This is a genomic window from Bradyrhizobium genomosp. III (assembly GCF_000261705.1).
GTDB lineage: Bacteria > Pseudomonadota > Alphaproteobacteria > Rhizobiales > Xanthobacteraceae > Bradyrhizobium > Bradyrhizobium ottawaense.
On the sequence record NZ_AJQF01000045.1, the window covers coordinates 1 to 15,021 of the forward strand.

14 protein-coding genes are annotated in these 15,021 nt (G+C 66.3%); 5 read left to right on the forward strand and 9 right to left on the reverse strand.

The window, feature by feature from the left end; genetic code table 11:
- The 7 genes from IC66_RS0104180 to IC66_RS48940 all read right to left on the reverse strand — a co-directional run.
- On the reverse strand, positions 1-567 hold a 567-nt coding region (locus IC66_RS0104180), incomplete at its 3' end, for a c-type cytochrome (protein WP_038946741.1).
- Positions 567-2,189: a b(o/a)3-type cytochrome-c oxidase subunit 1 gene (locus tag IC66_RS0104185; protein WP_038946742.1), complete on the reverse strand. Its 1,623-nt coding sequence runs from the start codon at positions 2,187-2,189 to the stop codon at positions 567-569. The genes IC66_RS0104180 and IC66_RS0104185, both read right to left, overlap by 1 nt.
- Positions 2,176-2,742: a cytochrome c oxidase subunit II gene (locus tag IC66_RS0104190; protein WP_038946743.1), complete on the reverse strand. Its 567-nt coding sequence runs from the start codon at positions 2,740-2,742 to the stop codon at positions 2,176-2,178. Before IC66_RS0104190 ends, IC66_RS0104185 begins: the two co-directional genes overlap by 14 nt.
- Complete coding sequence (locus IC66_RS47575) at positions 2,739-2,915, reverse strand: hypothetical protein (protein WP_018320427.1); 177 nt, start codon at positions 2,913-2,915, stop codon at positions 2,739-2,741. Before IC66_RS47575 ends, IC66_RS0104190 begins: the two co-directional genes overlap by 4 nt.
- Positions 2,916-2,922: 7 nt before the next feature.
- Entirely contained in the window at positions 2,923-4,191 is a 1,269-nt protein-coding gene (locus tag IC66_RS0104200; RefSeq protein ID WP_085968201.1) for a cytochrome c, read from the reverse strand.
- Between the two features lie 8 nt (positions 4,192-4,199).
- Positions 4,200-4,907 (reverse strand): c-type cytochrome, encoded by a 708-nt coding sequence (locus IC66_RS0104205; RefSeq protein ID WP_038946745.1) that lies wholly within the window; start codon positions 4,905-4,907, stop codon positions 4,200-4,202.
- Positions 4,908-5,712: 805 nt separating this feature from the next.
- Complete coding sequence (locus tag IC66_RS48940; RefSeq protein WP_283806346.1) at positions 5,713-5,835, reverse strand: hypothetical protein; 123 nt, start codon at positions 5,833-5,835, stop codon at positions 5,713-5,715.
- A gap of 350 nt (positions 5,836-6,185) precedes the next feature.
- Between IC66_RS48940 and IC66_RS0104220 the strand changes: the two genes are divergently transcribed.
- Both IC66_RS0104220 and IC66_RS0104225 read left to right on the forward strand, forming a co-directional pair.
- Entirely contained in the window at positions 6,186-8,408 is a 2,223-nt protein-coding gene (locus IC66_RS0104220; RefSeq protein ID WP_244429079.1) for a TonB-dependent receptor family protein, read from the forward strand.
- A gap of 25 nt (positions 8,409-8,433) precedes the next feature.
- Positions 8,434-9,234 carry a class I SAM-dependent methyltransferase gene (locus IC66_RS0104225; RefSeq protein ID WP_038946747.1) on the forward strand — a complete coding sequence of 267 codons (801 nt, stop codon included), beginning with the start codon at positions 8,434-8,436 and terminating at the stop codon, positions 9,232-9,234.
- Positions 9,235-9,244: 10 nt separating this feature from the next.
- Here IC66_RS0104225 and IC66_RS0104230 read toward each other — a convergent pair whose 3' ends face one another.
- Both IC66_RS0104230 and IC66_RS0104235 read right to left on the reverse strand, forming a co-directional pair.
- Positions 9,245-9,856: a CinA family protein gene (locus IC66_RS0104230; RefSeq protein WP_038946748.1), complete on the reverse strand. Its 612-nt coding sequence runs from the start codon at positions 9,854-9,856 to the stop codon at positions 9,245-9,247.
- 3 nt (positions 9,857-9,859) lie between these two features.
- Positions 9,860-11,041, reverse strand: a complete 1,182-nt coding sequence (locus tag IC66_RS0104235) for a bifunctional 2-C-methyl-D-erythritol 4-phosphate cytidylyltransferase/2-C-methyl-D-erythritol 2,4-cyclodiphosphate synthase (protein ID WP_038946749.1) — start codon at positions 11,039-11,041, stop codon at positions 9,860-9,862.
- Positions 11,042-11,321: 280 nt separating this feature from the next.
- On the opposite strand from IC66_RS0104235, the gene dusB reads away from it, so the two are divergent.
- The 3 genes from dusB to ntrC are packed head-to-tail and all read left to right on the forward strand — an operon-like array spanning position 11,322 to position 14,941.
- Positions 11,322-12,323: a tRNA dihydrouridine synthase DusB gene (gene dusB / locus IC66_RS0104240; protein WP_085971620.1), complete on the forward strand. Its 1,002-nt coding sequence runs from the start codon at positions 11,322-11,324 to the stop codon at positions 12,321-12,323.
- Positions 12,320-13,489 (forward strand): two-component system sensor histidine kinase NtrB, encoded by a 1,170-nt coding sequence (locus tag IC66_RS0104245; RefSeq protein WP_038946751.1) that lies wholly within the window; start codon positions 12,320-12,322, stop codon positions 13,487-13,489. Before dusB ends, IC66_RS0104245 begins: the two co-directional genes overlap by 4 nt.
- Before the next feature lie 9 nt (positions 13,490-13,498).
- Positions 13,499-14,941 carry a nitrogen regulation protein NR(I) gene (ntrC, locus tag IC66_RS0104250; RefSeq protein ID WP_028144677.1) on the forward strand — a complete coding sequence of 481 codons (1,443 nt, stop codon included), beginning with the start codon at positions 13,499-13,501 and terminating at the stop codon, positions 14,939-14,941.
- Positions 14,942-15,021: the final 80 nt, after the last annotated feature.

A 15,021-nucleotide genomic window follows, 5' to 3' on the forward strand; every position in this document is an offset into this window, starting at 1 on the left:
CGGCGCGCCGTAGATGACGATGTTGGGTTTCGGCAGTTGCGGCGTCGGATGATAGGCTGGAAGCCGCGGCAGATAGGCGTAATAGTTGGAGAGATCGGCGATCTCCTGGTCGGTCAGGTTGATCGCGAACGGCGACATCACGGCATTGGCGCGCGCACCGGAGCGGAAATCGTGCAGCTCCTTGTAGATCACGGCCGCATACTGGCCGGCGAGATTGGGCGAGTCCGCGCGGCTGACGCCGGTGGGGCCATGACAGATCGCGCAGCGCTGCGCCAGCGTCGCGCCGCGCCCGATCGCCTCCTGGCTCGGACGTGACAACGTGTTCGAGGTCAGCACGACCTCGGACAGGCGTTTTGCCTGCTCGGGCGCCGTGACGCTGGCCGCACGCTGCGGTACGCCGGCGGCGCTGCAGATCGCATCCCAGACGCCGGCGAACTGAACCCAGGGCTGTGCGAAAGGCAGCACAATGAAGCCGGCAATCGCGGTGACGACGAGGATCGCGGCGGTGATGCCGACGCCAGTCCTGAAATGGCTGTTGCGGAGAGTAAAGAGGTCGCGCGTGCTCATCACTGCGCTCCCACATAGACGGCCGGCACCGAGGTGCCCGAACTCAGCGCCAGATTCAGGATCGGATAGCCGTAATTGGTGAGGGTGAGGCCGATCATCAGTGCCACCCATAGCGCGTGGGTGTTGAGTGCGACCGGCACCGTCTTTGGTTCATGCACGGCGAGCGCGAAGCGATAGGGCCCGGCGTCGATTTGAGGCGCGCGCATGCCACGCGCCAGGATGACGATGAACATGATGCCCGAGGCCAGCAGGATGAAGCCGCCGATCGCCGACAGGGTGACGGAGAATGCCTGCGGTGCGATCGCGGGATCGCCGAAGTCGAAATAGGCCATGCGGCGCGGCATCCCCAGAATGCCGACCCAGTGCCACGGGAACGTCGTCACGATCATGCCGATGAACCACAGCCAGAGCTGGGTGCGGATCAGGCGGATATCGATCAACTCGCGCCCGGTCAGATGCGGCCACAGATCATAGGCGATCGCGAAGTACATGATCACGATGGCGCCGCCGAAGATCAGGTGGAAATGCCCGGTGATCCACTGCGTGTTGTGGATCGAGGCATCGAGCTGATAGCTCATGTTGATGAGGCCGCCGGCGCCGCCGAAGCCGAGCATGACGAAGGAGAACGCCAGCGCCAGCATCATCGGATTGTCCCAGGGCAGGGCCCCGATCCAGCCGAACATGCCGCGGCCGCCGCGCAGGCGCGCCGCGATCTCGACCGAGGCGCAGATCGTGAACACGGTCAGCAGCGTCGGCAGCGCGACCAGCGCCGTGAAGGCGGAATGGATGAACTTGAAGCCGGCGCCTACTTGCGGATCGGCAAAGGTGTGGTGCATGCCGATCGGCATCGCCACCACCAGGAACAGGATGAAGGAGATCCGCGCCATCGAGTCGGAATAGACGCGACCGCCGATCGCGCGCGGCACGATGGTGTAATAGGCGATGTAGGTCGGCATCAGCCAGAAATAGACGATGGCGTGCAGTGTCCATGAGAAGAAGATGCGCGCCAGGCCGGCATCGATGGTGGCCTTGAGGCCTGCCGCAACCGGAATGATCTGGAGCAGCAGCTCGAGCGCGGCGCCGACCGCGGTCCAAGCCCACAAATACGAGCCCGCGACATTGGCGAACATGGCGAGCGGCACCGGCGCGCCGGGATTGGCCTTGCGCCAGACGCGCAAGTTAATCGACATCAGCGCGACCCAGATCCACGAGCCGACCACGACCAGCACGACGCCGAGGTAATAGAAGACGTTGCCGATCAGCGGCGGATAGAAGGTGTAGAGCACCGAGGCACGCCCCAGCGCGATCGGGATCACCGCCATGATGCTGCCGGCGACGATCAACCAGAATCCTGCCCAGGCCCAGCGCACGCCGACCAGGCGCTGCTGCAGCGCGGACTCGCTGATGGCGTAGCCGAATGCCATCGCCACCAGGGTCGGGAAGACGTAGCCCATCACCGTGCCGTGGGCGGTCAGCGAGCGGTAATAGAGCTCGGGGTTGGAGAGCCAGGTGCCGATCGGGCTGCGGATGAACATCTGCCAGGCGCCGAGCGTGAGCGCGATGCCGAATACGGCGAAGGCCAGCCAGAAATGGGCGAGGATGAGCTTCCTATTGACCAACACAGCTCAGCCTCCCGCCACCCTTCGCGCGATCGGCGAATTCGGTCTTGTCGATCACCTTGACCTTGCCCCACATGCCCTCGTGGCCAAAGCTGCAAAACTCCTGGCAGGGCATCAGATAGTCGCCGGTTTTCGCGAAGCGCATCAGCTGCTCGGAGATGTAGCCCGGCACCAGCATGGTGTTGACGTTGGTCCCCTGAATGAGGATGCCGTGGACGACGTCGGCGCTGGTGGCCCGCAGCGTGATCGGCGTATCCGCGGGCACCACGATGCAGGCAGGCGTGAAGGAATATTGCTGGCCGATTGCACGCACCGTGACGTTGCCGTTGGCCTCCAGCACGCTGCCGAGATTGCTCTCGACGAATTCGCCGGACAGATGCAGGCGCGAGGGATCGGTGATCTCGACGCGCGGCTGCGGCATGGTCGCGCGATGGATGCCGGCGAAAGCCGCCAGCAGCGCCATCATCACGATGATGATCACGGCGATGGTCGCCCAGCGCCGCTCGACGCGGGCCGCGACCTCGGCGCTGTCGTGATGAGTTTCCTCTGCGCTCATTGCAGCGATCCGCGGGGCAGGAAGACGAACAGATAGAAGGCGAGCCACATCGCGACCACGCAGGCGGTGGCGATGCCGGCGAGCACGATCGCGCCGGACGGGCCTTGCGCGACGACCTCCTCGACGGCCTGGTCGGCGCTAGCAGGGCTGGTCGGCGGATCGGAGTTGATCATGTGATTCTCAATTCAGCGGTGCGGAGCGCAGCTCGTTGGCCTCGCGCGCCGAGACCGGCGTGCCGCGATTACCCCAGGCGGTGCGGATGTAGGAGACGACGGCGGCGATCTCGTTGTCGGACAGGAGGCCAGCGAAAGGCGGCATGCCGTAGGGCATCGGGTTGCCCTTGGTGCCCGGTGGATAGCCGCCATTGAGCACCATGCGGATCGGATTGACCGCCGACTGCATCTCGATCGACTGGTTGTTGGCGAGCGGCGGCCAGTGCGGCGGCTTGCCTTCGCCCTGCGTGCCATGACAGCTCGCGCACTGCTTGTCGTAGACGGTCTTGCCGAGGCTGATCAGCAGGCTGCTCTCGGTGGTCGGCAGCGTCGAGCTTGCCGGCGGCGGCGGCGAGGGCTCCGCGATGCCCTTGAGGTACACCGCCATCGCCTTGGTGTCCTCGTCGTTGAGATATTGCAGGCTGTTGTGCACGACCTCGGCCATCGGGCCGTAGACCACGCCGCGCATGGAAACGCCGGTCTGCAGCAGGTCGGTGATGTCCTTGATGCTCCAGTCGCCGAGGCCGGCCTCGCGGTTTGAGGTGAGCGAGGGCGCGTACCAGTTCTGCATCGGGATCAGGCCGCCCTTGAAGGCATCCGATTGCGAGGTGCCGCCGAGCGCGTTGATCGGCGAATGGCACATGCCGCAATGGCCGAGGCCTTCGACCAGATAGGCGCCGCGATTCCATTCCGCTGATTTCTTCGGATCGGGCTTGAACTCGCCTTCGCTGAAGAACAGCGTGCGCCAGCCGAGGATGAGCTGGCGGTTGTCGTAGGGAAAGCGCAGCTCATGCGGCTTGTTCTTCTGGTTCACCGGCGCGATCGAGCGCAAATACGCGAAGATCGCATCGCTGTCGGCGCGCGTGACCTTGGTGTAGGACGCGAACGGCATGGCCGGATAGATCAACCCGCCGTCCGGGAAACGGCCGCTGTGCATGGTCTTGTAGAAGTCGTCGGCGCTCCACTTGCCGATCCCGGTATCCGGGTCCGGCGTGATGTTGGAGGTGTAGAGCGTGCCGAACGGCGTCGGCATGGCGCGGCCGCCGGCGAACAGGCGGCCCTCCGGCGCGGTATGACAGGCCGTGCAATCGCCGGCACGGGCGAGATATTCGCCGCGGGCGATGATGTCGCTGCTCTTGTCTTGAGCCTTGTCTTGCGCCTGCGCGGCCGTGGTGAGCGCGGCGAGGGCCAGGAGCTTGATCGATATGAGTGCGGTCGACAGTTTCGAGCCCATCATCCGCCTCGTCAGTTGGGCGGGCTGCCGCAGCCGAAAGGCAGCGCGTAGCTGCCTTTCGGCACGGGAGCCGGGTTCGTGGGCGCCGGTCGTGTCGCGAGCCAGGCCGCGACCGCGGTGACGTCGGCCTCGGTCAGATGGCCTGCGACTTGCTGCATGCAGTCTGGCGATTTCGCCGTGCGAGTGCCGTAGCGCCAGGCGCCGAGCTGGGCGCTGATGTAATTGGCGCGCAGGCCGAGCAGGCCGGGGATGCCGGGTTGCATGCCTGCGAGTCCCGGGCCATGGCAGCTTACGCAGGCCGGAATATTGCGGCTGGCATCGCCGCTGGTGGCGAGCAGCTCGCCCTGTGCCAGCACGTCCTTGCTGACCTCGCTCGGCGCCGGCTGCGGCAGCGGCGGATGTTCGCCGGCAAAATATTCCGCCATCGCCTCCAGATACGGATCAGGCAGAAACTCCAGCAGATAGTTCATGGGCGGATATTTGCGGCGGCCGCTGCGGAAGGCGAGCAGTTGATTGTAGAGATAGCCGGCGGGCTTGCCGGCAAGCCGCGGGAAATAGACGTCGCTGGTGCCTTCGCCCTTGTTGCCGTGACAGGGCGTGCAGGCCTCGACCCGCGCCGCCATCGTATCCGGCGGCTGGTTGGCCGTTTGTGCGGCCGCACCGTCAATGGTGGCCAAGGTGATAGTCACGGCGACCGAGGCCGCGGCGCGAGCGAACAATTTCGTCGCCCTCCAAAATGCTGGTCCGGTTGATTCCGGATCACAACGTAGAGCGGCATTATTGCGCCAATATTTTCTCGCGCAAGATCGGAGACGCGTGATGACGTTTGGTCGCGCCGTCTGCATTCGCGATTCCGATCGAATTGGACGAACTTGCGTGCTTTTTTCGAAAACTGAACATAACGCTGCGGTCTCGCGACAGTTCCTGCCCGAGTCCTGCATTGGTCATGTCGCCCTCAGATGTCAGAGGGCGCAGGGAAGGCCGGGTGCTGGCTGGCACCCGCGGTCCACTGTGCGAATCCTGCGTGACAAGAAGCTGCACAGCGGCATACAGGTGTAGCCAGGACAAGCCGGCCTTCCCTGCGCAGTGGTTTGACGGCTTATGCCGAGCTCTCCCCGGGGAGCGATGCACTATTGCCCCCGTCGCCTCACGAATAGCTGACGCGCGCACCCGGTCGGGCAACACGCATCACCGCAAGACTTGACGCACAGACCCCGGGCGTCAGGACGACACGGTTTTGCCGTACGCATGTCACACCGGTCGTGTGCGCAACAGGCCTGTCGCTCACGGTTGCCCGCCCTGCAATGCCTCTCGCGCCGATGTGACTAGCGTCCACCGCAGCTCACCCCACGTTTCGTGACGATCGCGATACGCCCCTCTGACCGGGGTGAGGTGGCGGGATAATGCGACAAAGCCGAAATTCTGTAAAGGCGAATATTTTCGCCTGCGCGCCTTGCCCTACCGCTAGCGTGTTTTGCCCGTCGGGCAACGCAAGGACTTGTAGGTGCGGCAGGGTGGGTTGGGTTAGCCGAAGGCGTAATCCACCACGTCTGCCGCGGAGGCATGAGAAGAGGTGGATTGCGCTTCGCTAATCCACCCTACGACGGGTTTGGTGCCGTGTTCCGCTTCGATCTGCACCGCGATCATGTCGCGCCATCGCGATTCCTCAACGTGCTGTTCGGGCCGAAGCTGGAACGAAACTAATTCCAAGCAGCGCGCTGTTTGTCCCAGCGCAACCAGATTCCCGGTGCGCGCGGCGAGCTTCGCGCGAGATCGCGACGGCGTGCAGCGTCGCCCGCTGGAAAAAGTGGGGCTGGAGTGGGAAGTAGGATCATGAGTCCGTCGTTGGGGCGAGGGCGTTCGTGGCGCGCAGGCAGAACGCAAGGCACGGTGCTGCTGTGCTGGACGGCATCTGCCTTGCTGCTGCCGGCCCTCGCCGGAGAGGCTTGCCTGGCGCAATCGGCGGCCCCGGGCGCGTCGGTCCAGCTCGATCTGTCGTGGTGGAGGCACCGAAGAGCGCGGCGAAGCCCGCGGCGGCATCTCGCGAGAGGGTCGCGGCGCGGCGCGGCGCCGCCAAGCCGCAACCTCGCAGAGGTGACAATCCCGGCGACGAGGTTGCAGGGCATGCTGCCCCGCCCGCATCGGTGCAGGAGCGCTTCGAGGCGCTCGCGGGCGGCGTCGCGCTGGCCCGGCGCGAGGATCTCTCGCCCACGGGAAATCCAACCGTGTCGCGTGCCCTCAGCGGCGTTCCCGTTGTCGTGGTGCAGAACTTCTTCGGCGGCAACGACCAGCCGCGTATCCAGATCCGTGGCTCCGGTCTGCAGCAGAATCCGGTCGAGCGCGGGCTGCTGGTGCTTCAGAACGGCCTGCCCATCAACCGGGCGGACGGCTCCTACATCGTCGGCTTCGCCAACCCGCAACAGGCGGAGGCCATCGAGGTCTATCGCGGCTACATCGCCAACCGCCTCGGCGCCACCGTGCTCGGCGGTGCGCTGAATTTCGTATCGCCGACGGGATCGTCCTCGCTGGGCACGCAGGTCGCCATCAGCGGCGGCAGCTTCGGCCAGATCAATGCCAGCGCGCAGACCGGCGGCAGGAAAGACAATGTGGACGCGCTGGTGCAGGCCGATTTCAGCCGTCGCGACGGCTTTCGCGACTACAACAGCTCCGAGCGCAGCAGTTTCAATGCCAATGTCGGCGCCGTGCTGTCCGAGAACGTCAGCACGCGCTTCTTCATCGGCTACACCGATCTCGGCTTCGATGTGGCGGGACCGCTGACCAAGAGCGCAATGCAGGCCAATCCGCGGCAGGTGTTTGCCGGGCCGACCTTCATCCCGCCGTCGACCTCGATCAATCCGGGGCCGAACGTCGTGCGTGACCGGCCGCGCCGCGAGGCCGAGCAGTTCGTGGCGGGCTCGCGGACCACCGCGACGTTCGACGCGCATCTGTTCGACGTCGCGCTCGGCTATACCCACACCGACGACATGTTCCGCTTTCCGATCTCCTCAGGCGTTCGCGCCACGCGGGGTGACGATGCGACCGGCGTCTTCCGCTACGCCTACAAGCCCGACAGCGCGGCGGCGTTACCGCTGCTCGAAACGACCGCGCAATATTCGGTGGGATCGGCGGATCGGGAGAATTTCATCAACCAGGCCGGGCAGACCGGCGCCAAGTTCGGCGAGAGCCGGCTCGATGCCACCACGCTGGCGCTGCATACCGGCCTCAATCTGCCGGTCTGGGACCGGATCACCGTCTCGCCGGCGATCGCCTATGGCTACGCCACGCGCGACAATGACGACGTCTACCGGAGTGCGACGCGGCCGACGATTGCCTACAATCCGGCAAGTCCGACGATGCTGCTGCCGAACGGCGCGGTGCCGACGCAGAGCTCGAGCTATGCACGCAGCTATTCGGCGTGGAGCCCCAGCCTCGGCGTGACCTTCCGCCCCGTGGCCGGCCAAACCATCTTTGCCGCGGTCAGCCGCAGCTTCGAGCCGCCCTCGCATGACGATCTGCTCGCGACGGTCAACGGGACGCCGAACAGCAGTGCCGGGCGGCCGACGCCGGGCAATCCGGGCCTCGTCGCAGCGGCATTCGCGACGCCCGATCTGAAGGCCCAGACCGCCACCACCGTTGAGGGCGGCTGGCGCGGCCGCGCGGGCATCCTGTCGTGGGACGCGGTCAGCTACTATTCCTGGGTCGACAACGAGCTCTTGAGCCTGCGCGACTCCACCGGCGCGTTGATGGCGGCGTTCAATGCCGACCGCACCACGCATCTCGGCGTCGAGTTCGGCCTCGGCGTCAGGATCACGCCGCGGCTGACCGGCCGCATCGCCTACACCTACCAGGACTTCCGCTTCGACAACGACCAACTGCGCGGCAACAACCGCCTGGCCGGCGCGCCGCCGCATCTCGTCAACGCGGTCCTGCAATATCAGGCGACCGACGCCTGGAAGCTGGAAGGCGCGGTGCGCTGGAGCCCGGGCCACATGCCGGTCGACAACATGAACACGCTGTTTGCCGATCCGTTCGTGGTCGCCGATCTGCGCACCGAGTACCGGATCAGCGAGCGCTTCGCGGTGTTCGGCGAGATCACCAATCTGTTCAACGCGACCTATGCCGCGTCGACCCTGATCGTCGATCAGGCGCGGCCGGACCAGGCCGCGTTCATCCCCGGCGACGGACGCGGCTATTACGGCGGCATCCGGGCGCGGTTCTAACTTGCAAAGGAGACACCCATGATTGATGCCATCGGTCGAACTGCCGGGCGCTGATCTCGACGTGGCGAAGATGCCGGGCCATTGGCTGCTGGCCCGGCTAGGCAAGCGCGTGCTGCGTCCCGGCGGGCTTGGACTGACGCGCGCGCTGCTGCACGGGCTGGTGATCGGCGCCGAAGATGATGTCGTCGAGTTTGCGCCGGGGCTCGGCGTCACCGCACGCCTGATCCTGGAGCGAGGCCCGCGGCGCTATGTCGGCGTCGAGCGCGATGCGCAGGCTGCCGCGTGGACGAGCCGGCAGCTTCCGGCGAAGGGAAACGTCTCGGTCGTCGTCGGGACCGCCGATCAGACGACCCTGCCGGCCGGCTCTGCATCGATCGTGATCGGCGAGGCGATGCTGAGCATGCAGACCCAGGAGCAGAAGCGCCGCATCGCGGCGGAGGCGTTCCGGCTGCTTCGCCCCGGCGGGCGTTACGGCATCCACGAGCTCGCCGTGACGCCGGACGACATGCCGTTCGGCCAAAGGCAGGAGATCGATCGCGCGCTCTCCGGAGCCATCCATGTCGGGGCACGTCCGTTGTCCGGCGAAGGATGGAGAGGGCTGCTGGAGAGCGTCGGCTTTCAGATCGAGGCGGTCGAGTTCGCGCCGATGCATCTGCTCCGACCCCGGCGCCTGGTGCAGGACGAGGGCCTGGTGGGCGCGTTGCGGCTCGCCAGGAACCTGCTGCTGGATCGGGCGGCGCGGCGCCGGGTGCTGGCAATGCGGCGGGTGTTCGAGCAGCATCGCGCCAATCTGGCTGCGATCCGTGTGATTGCGCGCAAGGTGTAAGCGGGGGTGCTCAGCCCCGCGGCGACCGTGGCGTCCGGCGTTTGGCCACATGTCGGCGCGGCGAGCGTGTCACGCGCGGGCGCAAGCGGGTGACTGCGGCGGCGCGTTTCGGCTTGGCGGCAACTTGCGGGCCGCGGGCCAGATCCATCAGCATGCGCAACGCCTCGACCACCGAACGGGCGCGGACCGCGCTGCGGCCGATCGCGCCGAAGCGATGCTCGCGGTGGATGATGCGGCCGTCGCGCGCGGCGACGGCGAAATGCACGAGACCGACCGGCTTGCCGGGCGTCGCGCCGCCGGGACCGGCAATGCCGGTGATGGCGACGGCGAGATCGACGCCCGCACGCTCCAGCGCGCCGACCGCCATCGCGGTCGCAGTCTCCTTGCTGACGGCGCCGAAGTTCGTGAGCGTGCCGGCTTCGACGCCGAGCATCGCGCGCTTGGCGTCGTTGGAATAGGTGACGAAGCCGCGGTCGATCACATCGGAGGAGCCGGGGATATCGGTCAGCGCGCCGGCGACGAGGCCGCCGGTGCAGGATTCAGCGGTCGCGATCGTCAGCTTGCGCATCCGGCACAGGTCGAGCAGCGAGCGGGAGAGGGCGCGTGCGTCGCTGCCGCCCATGGCCTAGACGCTCCAGGGAAGACGGATGGTGGCGCTCGCGGTGGCCGCGATGCCTTCCTCACGGCCGGTGAAGCCGAGCCGCTCGCTGGTGGTCGCCTTCACCGCGACGCGCGAGATGTCGACGCCGGAAATCTCGGCGATGCGCGCGCGCATGGTGTCGCGCAGCGGGCCGATCTTCGGCCGCTCGCAAATCATGGTCACCTCGAGATTGGCAACGCGGCCACCGCGCTGGGTGACGCGTTCGATGGCGTATTTCAGGAACTGGTCGGAAGAGGCGCCCTTCCACTTCGCATCGCTCGGCGGAAAGTGCGAGCCGATGTCGCCGTCGGCGAGCGCGCCGAGGATGGCATCGACCAGCGCATGCAGGCCGACGTCGCCGTCGGAATGGGCGAGAAAACCCTTGGTGTGAGGCACGCGTACGCCGCAGAGCATGAGATGGTCGCCTTCGCCGAAGGCGTGCACGTCATAGCCGGTGCCGGTCCTGATATCGCCGAGCTGGGCAGCCAGGCGCGCTTCCTCGCGCACGAAATCCTCGGGAGTGGTGAGCTTCATGTTGGCAACATCGCCTTCAAAGGTTGCAACCGTCAATCCCGCCCATTCGGCAATCGCGGCATCGTCGGTGAAATCGCTGCGGCCGTCCTTCGCCGCGCGACGATGCGCTTCGAGGATGACGTCGAAACGAAAGGATTGCGGCGTCTGCGCGATTCGCAGGCGCGCGCGGTCCGGCGTGCCCTCGACATTGCCGCCATCGCCGGTGAGCTTGATGGTGTCGGCGACGGGAACGGCGGGGATCGCAGCGCCAGTGCGGCTCGCCGCCTCGATCGCACGCGAGATCAATCCTTCCGAGACGAAGGGGCGCGCGGCGTCGTGGATCAGCACGATATCGGGCTCGTGCCTGACCAGAGCTTCGAGGCCGGCAAGCACCGAGGCCTGCCGGGTCGCACCGCCATTGGTCGGCGGCTCATGCTTGAGCCCCGCGACCGCGGCCGTGAACATGGCGCTGTCATCGGGGTTCACCACCGGCTGCACCACAAACACGTCGGCGTGGCGGCTGAAGGCTTCCATGGCGCGATAGATCACGGGCACGCCGCCGATCTCGCGATATTGCTTCGGCCCGCCGGCGCCTGCACGCAGTCCACGCCCGGCTGCCACGAGGACGACTGCGGTGCGTTGTGATTTCGCCATAGGACTCGAATACTCGGTTGGTGATGAAGAGTCGGGGAGTGGGGTGATTGCCGCATGCCTCTAGCACGGCAGGCCCGCAAAAAAAGGGGGTTTCCCCGGATTGTTGGAAACAGCATTTTGCTGCACTGCACTTGAAAGATTTGCAGAATTGTCTAAACTGTAGGCATGACGCTTGACTGCACAAGAATTGTGCGCAAGATAGGTCATGGCAGGCGCGATGAGGCCCTGCCCAGTCAACGAGACCCCTGTGACCGGTTCGGCAGCATCCGGCTCTAAGCCGTTGAAAATAGGCGATATTGATGTCGCCACCCCGGTCTTCCTGGCACCGATGTCGGGGGTGACGGACTCGCCCGTCCGCCGGTTGGCTGCCGAGCTTGGCGCGGGTCTCGTCGTGTCCGAAATGACGGCCAGCGATGAGCTCGCGAGCGGCCACCGGATGTCCCGGTTGCGCTGCGAAGCCACCGGGATCGGCCCGCACGTGGTCCAGCTCGCCGGGTGCGAGACGCACTGGATGGCGGAGGGCGCCCGGATCGCCGAAGCCGAGGGCGCCGACATCATCGACATCAACATGGGCTGTCCGGCCCGCCACGTCACCGGCGGCCAGTCCGGTTCGGCCTTGATGCGCGACCTCGACCATGCCGTCAGCCTGATCGATTCGACTATCGCGGCGGTGAAGGTGCCGGTGACGCTGAAGATGCGGCTCGGCTGGGACGACCGCAGCCGCAACGCGCCGGAACTGGCGCGGCGCGCGGAAGCCGCCGGCGTCAAGCTCGTCACGGTGCATGGCCGCACCCGCAGCCAGTTCTACAAGGGTGAGGCCGATTGGGATGCGATCCGCGCCGTGCGCGAGGCCACCTGCCTTCCACTCGTCGTCAACGGCGACATCACGACTTACGACAAAGCGCTTGCGGCGCTCGAGGCCTCCGGCGCCGATGCCGTGATGATCGGCCGCGGCGCACAGGGCCAACCCTGGCTGCCCGGCCAGATCGGCCGCCGCCTGAACGGCGGGGCGGCTGAGGCCATGCCGACGCTCGCCACCCAGCTGCATTACGTCCGCACGCTTTATGAAGGCGTCTGCGCGCTTTACGGCCTGCGCGTAGGCCTCAAGCACGCCCGAAAACATCTCGGCTGGGCGCTCGACGTCGCCGCGGCTGCGAGCGGCGCTCCGGTCGAGAAGCTGAAATCCTGGCGCCAGAAGATCCTGACCTCGGAAGATCCGCGCCTCGTCCACCAGTCGCTGCAGGATGCCTTCGACGATTTCGGATGGAGCGCTGCTGCATGAGCTCCGCCGCTGACCATCGCCGGCCCGCCGACAGCGACGCGATCCTGGATGCGTTGCCCAATCCCGTGCTCATGATCGGGCCGGACGGCAAGATCGTCGCCGCCAATATCGCGACCGAAGCCTTCTTCGACATCTCGACGCAGTTCCTGAAGCGGCAGTCGCTGAAAGAGCTGGTGCCGTTCGGCAGCCCCTTGCTGGCGCTGATCGAGCAGGTGCGTTCGTCGAATTCGCCGGTCAACGAATACAAGGTCGATCTCGGCACGCCGCGCATGGGCGGCGACCGCCAGGTCGATCTGCATGTCGCGCCGCTGACCGAGCGGCCCGGCCATATCGTGGTGATGCTGCAGGAGCGCTCCATCGCCGACAAGATGGACCGCCAGCTCACCCATCGCAGCGCGGCGCGCTCGGTCATCGCACTGGCCGCGATGCTGGCGCACGAGATCAAGAATCCGCTCTCCGGCATCCGCGGCGCGGCGCAGCTTCTCGAGCAGCAGGCCTCGTCCGAGGACCGCATGCTGACGCGCCTGATCTGCGACGAGGCCGACCGCATCGTGACGCTGGTCGACCGCATGGAGGTGTTCGGCGACGAGCGTCCCGTGTTGCGCGGCCCCGTCAACATCCATTCGGTGCTCGACCACGTCAAGCGGCTGGCGCAGTCCGGCTTTGCCCGCAACATCCGCTTCATCGAGGACTACGATCCCTCGCTGCCGCCGGTGCTGGCGAACCAGGACCAGTTGATCCAGGTGTTCCTCAATCTCGTGAAGAACGCCGCAGAAGCCCTGATCGACGTCCCCGACGCCGAGATCCAGCTCACCACCGCGTTCCGCCCCGGCGTGCGCCTGTCAGTCCCCGGTCAAAAATCCCGGGTATCCTTGCCGCTCGAATTCTGCGTGAAGGACAACGGACCAGGCGTGCCCGACGATCTTCTGCCCAACCTGTTCGATCCCTTCGTGACCACCAAGCAGACCGGCTCGGGGCTCGGCCTAGCGCTGGTCGCCAAGATCGTCGGCGATCACGGGGGCATCATCGAATGCGAATCTCAGCCGCGCAAGACCACCTTCCGCGTGCTGATGCCGATGTATTCCACATCGGTGAAACATGCCGATCAAAGCAGTCGCGCCGACTCTGCCGGGAAGCCGTCGCCTGCGTCACAGGGGGCGAAATGAGGATTAACGATGCCCGCAGGTAGCATTCTCGTAGCCGATGACGATACCGCCATCCGCACCGTTCTCAATCAGGCACTGTCCCGCGCCGGCTATGAAGTGCGGCTGACCGGCAATGCCGCAACGCTGTGGCGCTGGGTCAGCCAGGGGGAGGGCGATCTCGTCATCACCGACGTGGTGATGCCGGACGAAAACGCCTTCGACCTCTTGCCGCGGATCAAGAAGATGCGGCCGAATCTGCCGGTCATCGTCATGAGCGCGCAAAACACCTTCATGACGGCGATCCGCGCCTCCGAGCGCGGGGCCTACGAATATCTGCCGAAGCCGTTCGACCTCAAGGAGCTGATTGCCATCGTCGGCCGCGCGCTGGCCGAGCCGAAGGAGCGGGTCTCGACGCCGGACGAGGACGCCGAGATGGAGGCGATCCCGCTGGTCGGCCGCTCGCCCGCGATGCAGGAAATCTACCGCGTGCTCGCGCGCTTGATGCAGACCGATCTCACGGTGATGATCACGGGCGAGTCCGGCACCGGCAAGGAGCTGGTGGCGCGCGCGCTGCACGATTACGGCAAGCGCCGCAACGGCCCGTTCGTCGCGGTCAACATGGCGGCGATCCCGCGCGACCTCATCGAATCCGAACTGTTCGGCCATGAGCGCGGCGCCTTCACCGGCGCCAACACCCGCGCCTCCGGCCGGTTCGAGCAGGCCGAGGGCGGCACGCTGTTCCTCGACGAAATCGGCGACATGCCGATGGAGGCACAGACCCGTCTGCTGCGCGTGCTGCAGCAGGGCGAATACACCACCGTTGGCGGCCGCACCCCGATCAAGACCGACGTGCGCATCGTCGCGGCCTCCAACAAGGATCTGCGCGTCCTGATCCAGCAGGGCCTGTTCCGGGAAGATCTGTTCTTCCGCCTCAACGTCGTGCCGCTGCGGCTGCCGCCGCTCCGCGAGCGCATCGAGGATTTGCCCGATCTCATCCGTCACTTCTTCGCGCTGGCCGAGAAGGACGGCCTGCCGCCCAAGAAGCTCGACGTGCTGGCGCTGGAGCGGCTGAAGCAACACCGCTGGCCCGGCAACGTGCGCGAGCTGGAAAACCTCGCCCGGCGCCTCGCCGCGCTCTATCCGCAGGACGTGATCACGGCTTCCGTCATCGATGGCGAGCTCGCGCCGCCCTCGGTCAGCCCGGGTGCCGCGGTCCAGCAGGGCGTCGACAATCTCGGCGGCGCCGTGGAGGCCTATCTGTCCTCGCACTTCCAGGGCTTTCCCAACGGCGTGCCGCCGCCCGGCCTCTATCACCGCATCCTCAAGGAGATCGAGGTGCCGCTGCTCACGGCCGCGCTCGCCGCCACCCGCGGCAACCAGATCCGCGCCGCCGACCTGCTCGGCCTCAACCGCAACACGCTGCGCAAGAAGATCCGGGATCTCGATATCCAGGTCTATCGGAGCGGGGGCTAGTTCCCTCGCGACAAACGCCAAACGCGTTTACGCGAACGGTGGCTCAGCTCCCCCTACCAAAGCGGAGCTGAGCCTGTCCG

Bases quoted from the DNA above. Each gene is read 5' to 3' on its own strand.
- IC66_RS0104190 (WP_038946743.1), bottom strand. From the start codon at position 2,742: ATGAGCGCAGAGGAAACTCATCACGACAGCGCCGAGGTCGCGGCCCGC.
- IC66_RS47575 (WP_018320427.1), bottom strand. From the start codon at position 2,915: ATGATCAACTCCGATCCGCCGACCAGCCCTGCTAGCGCCGACCAGGCC.
- IC66_RS0104200 (WP_085968201.1), bottom strand. From the start codon at position 4,191: ATGATGGGCTCGAAACTGTCGACCGCACTCATATCGATCAAGCTCCTG.
- IC66_RS48940 (WP_283806346.1), bottom strand. From the start codon at position 5,835: ATGATCGCGGTGCAGATCGAAGCGGAACACGGCACCAAACCCGTCGTA.
- IC66_RS0104225 (WP_038946747.1), top strand. From the start codon at position 8,434: ATGCCATCGGTCGAACTGCCGGGCGCTGATCTCGACGTGGCGAAGATG.
- IC66_RS0104230 (WP_038946748.1), bottom strand. From the start codon at position 9,856: ATGGGCGGCAGCGACGCACGCGCCCTCTCCCGCTCGCTGCTCGACCTG.
- IC66_RS0104235 (WP_038946749.1), bottom strand. From the start codon at position 11,041: ATGGCGAAATCACAACGCACCGCAGTCGTCCTCGTGGCAGCCGGGCGT.
- IC66_RS0104245 (WP_038946751.1), top strand. From the start codon at position 12,320: ATGAGCTCCGCCGCTGACCATCGCCGGCCCGCCGACAGCGACGCGATC.
- ntrC (WP_028144677.1), top strand. From the start codon at position 13,499: ATGCCCGCAGGTAGCATTCTCGTAGCCGATGACGATACCGCCATCCGC.